Genomic DNA, 3,350 nt, shown 5'->3' on the forward strand with positions numbered 1-3,350 from the left:
TGCAACTCCACCGGCGAAGCCAGCCATGCCGCCTGCAACGACCCAAAATGCTGCGCGATCCGCTTCAAGCGATGACACCCCACCCCCGGGATCCCCACCCCCGCCCCCCAAAAAGCCCCCGTATGGACCCACCCGCCCAACTCCCACTCGTTTTGGGGGGGGTGCGGCCGCAAACGGCGCCCCCACCCGCCCAAAACTCCTTGCGAAATCGGAGGTGCGATCCGTCCCGAGGAAACCCTACCCAATCCTTTTGGGTGCGGAGCCAGGTGCCTGGCTCTGCACCCAAAGCCCCTGTAGGAGGCCAATTGCGCAACCCCTGAGGTGTAATGTTCATTTCTAAATCTTCTGGCTCAGGAGGGGCCCATGAAAATCCCGGTGACGGTCACGGTGAACGGCCAGGTCTATCAGCGAGAGGTGGAGCCCCGGATGCTTCTGGTGCATTTCCTCCGGGAAGTCCTGGGGCTGACCGGGACCCACGTAGGGTGCGATACCAGCCAGTGCGGCGCCTGCGTGGTCCTGATGGACGGGAAGGCCGTGAAATCGTGCACGGTTTTCGCCGTCCAGGCGGATGGGGCTCAGATCACCACGATTGAGGGGCTGGCGCGGGATGGGCAACTCCACCCGCTCCAGGAAGGCTTCTGGGAGATGCACGGCCTCCAGTGCGGCTTCTGCACCCCCGGCATGATCCTCGCGGCTTACGACCTCCTGCAGCGCAACCCGGACCCGACCGATGAGGAGATCCGTCTGGCCCTGGAGGGCAACTACTGCCGCTGCACCGGCTATCATAACATCGTCCGGGCGGTGCGCTACGCGGCGGAGAAGCTTCGTATGCCAGCCTGAAGGATTCGTTCTCCCCCCATCTATGTCCCGGTAATAAGGAGGGCGGCGATGGCGACGCGCTATTTCGGTGTGGCGATGAAACGGCGGGAGGATCCGCGCTTCATCACCGGGCGCGGCACGTATGTGGATGACCTCACCCTGCCTGGCCTGGTCTACGCGGCGATGGTGCGCAGTCCCCACGCCCACGCCCGGATCCGGGCCATCCGCAAAGAGAAAGCCCTGCAACATCCCGGGGTGATCGCGGTGTTCACCGGGAAGGAGATGGTGGACAGCGGGGTGAAATCCCTCCCCTGCGGCTGGCTGCTCCCCGGGATGAGGCTTCCACCGCATTATCCGATGGCTGTGGATAAGGTCCGCCACGTCGGGGAGATCGTGGCGGTGGTGATCGCCCAAGATCGTTACACGGCGGAGGACGCCGCGGAGCTGGTCGAGGTGGAGTATGAACCCCTCCCGGCGGTCGCCGATGCGGCGAAAGCTCTCCAATCCGGCGCCCCCTCCGTCCATGACGAGGCCCCCGACAATGTCTGCTTCCGATGGTCCATCGGCGATCGGGAGAAGACAGAGGAGGCCTTCCGCCGGGCCCATCGGACGGTGAAGCTGGAGCTGGTCAACCAGCGGCTGATCCCCAACGCCATCGAGCCTCGGGCGGCGATGGCCCAGTACAACCCGGCCACCGATGAATACACCCTCTGGGTGACCAGCCAGAACCCCCACGTCCACCGGCTGCTCCTGGCCGCCTTCGTCCTGGGGATCCCTGAACACAAGCTGCGGGTGATCTCCCCCGATGTGGGCGGCGGCTTCGGCAGCAAGATCTTCCTTTATCCAGAAGAAACGATCGTCACCTGGGCCGCCAAACAGGTGGGCCGGCCGGTGAAGTGGACGGCGCGGCGGCGGGAGAGCTTCGTGAGCGATGCCCACGGCCGCGACCATATCACCGAGGCCGAGCTGGCCGTGGATGAGAAGGGCAAGATCCTGGGGATGCGGGTGAAGACCATCGCCAACCTGGGCGCTTACCTATCCACGTTCGCTCCGGCCATCCCTACCTACCTCTACGGCACGTTGCTCTCCGGCCAGTATGAGATCCCGACGATCTACTGTGAGGTGGCCGGGGTCTTCACCCATACCACCCCGGTGGACGCCTATCGGGGGGCTGGGCGGCCGGAGGCCACCTACGTGGTGGAGCGGCTGATGGACCGGATGGCCCAGGAGCTGGGGGAGGATCCGGCGGAGTTCCGGCGCAAGAATTTCATCCCGCCGGACAAGTTCCCCTACCAGACGCCGGTGGCCCTCCAGTATGACAGCGGCAATTATGAGGGAGCTCTGAACAAGGCGCTGGAGATCGTTAACTACAAAGAGCTGCGCCGGCAACAGGAAGAATGGCGGAAGCAGGGCCGCTACATCGGCATCGGCTTCTCCTGCTACATCGAGGCCTGCGGCATCGCCCCCTCCCAGGTCGTCGGCTCCCTGGGCGCCCAGGCCGGCCTCTGGGAGAGCGCCCTGGTCCGTGTGCACCCCACCGGCAAGGTGACGGTCTACACCGGCTCCCACACCCACGGCCAGGGCCACGAGACCGCCTTCGCCCAGATCGTGGCCGATGAGCTGGGCCTCCCCATCGAGGACGTGGAGATCGTCCATGGGGACACGGGAAGCGTTCCCTTCGGGATGGGGACCTACGGTAGCCGCAGCGCCCCGGTGGGCGGCAGCGCCATCGTCCTGAGCCTCCAGAAGATCAAGGAAAAGGCCCGCAAGATCGCCGCGCATCTCCTGGAGGCCGCCGAGGAGGACGTGGTCTTTGAGGACGGCAAGTTCTACGTGAAGGGCGTGCCGGATCGCTTCAAGACCTTCCAGGAGGTAGCCCTCCAGGCCTATCTGGCCCATAACTATCCGCCCGGCCTAGAGCCCGGCCTGGAGGCCTCCTCCTTCTATGATCCGAAGAACTTCACCTTCCCCTTCGGCACCCACATCGCCGTAGTGGAGGTGGATCCCGAGACCGGGAAGGTGAAGATCCTGCGCTATGTAGCGGTGGACGACGCCGGGCGGATCATCAACCCGCTCATCGCGGAAGGCCAGGTCCACGGCGGCATCGCCCAGGGGGTCGGCCAGGCGCTGTTCGAGAGCGCGGTCTACGATGAGAGCGCCCAGCTCCTCTCCGCCTCCATGCTGGATTACGCGCTCCCCCGGGCGGACGATCTGCCGTCCTTTGAGATCGACCACACGGTGACGCCCTGCCCTCACAACCCGCTGGGGGTGAAGGGGATCGGCGAGACGGGCACCATCGCGGCGACCGCGGCGGTGGTCAACGCGGTGATGGATGCCCTGGCGCCCTTCGGGATCCGGCACATCGATATGCCGCTCACCCCGGAGCGGATCTGGCGGGCCATCCAGGAGGCCCGCGCGGCCTGACCTGTCCGGGCGGGAAGGGCCGGGGGCCCGTCCCGCCCCGCCCCCAGCCCAACCGGAGAGGAGGGGGCGATGTATACGGCGGCCATTGATTAAAATAGGGCGACGAC

Annotated in this window: 2 protein-coding genes; both read left to right on the top strand. The window is 65.8% G+C overall.

Going from position 1 to position 3,350, the window contains the following annotated elements:
- Positions 1-363 precede the first annotated feature (363 nt).
- A complete protein-coding gene (locus NZM16_RS09005; protein ID WP_295453086.1) occupies positions 364-840 on the top strand; it encodes a (2Fe-2S)-binding protein in 477 nt (158 codons plus the stop codon).
- Between the two features lie 48 nt (positions 841-888).
- Positions 889-3,243, top strand: coding sequence for a molybdopterin cofactor-binding domain-containing protein (locus NZM16_RS09010; protein WP_295480025.1), 2,355 nt, complete (start codon positions 889-891; stop codon positions 3,241-3,243).
- Positions 3,244-3,350: the final 107 nt, after the last annotated feature.

Origin of the sequence: Thermoflexus sp., from assembly GCF_025055495.1 — a bacterium.
GTDB lineage: Bacteria > Chloroflexota > Anaerolineae > Thermoflexales > Thermoflexaceae > Thermoflexus.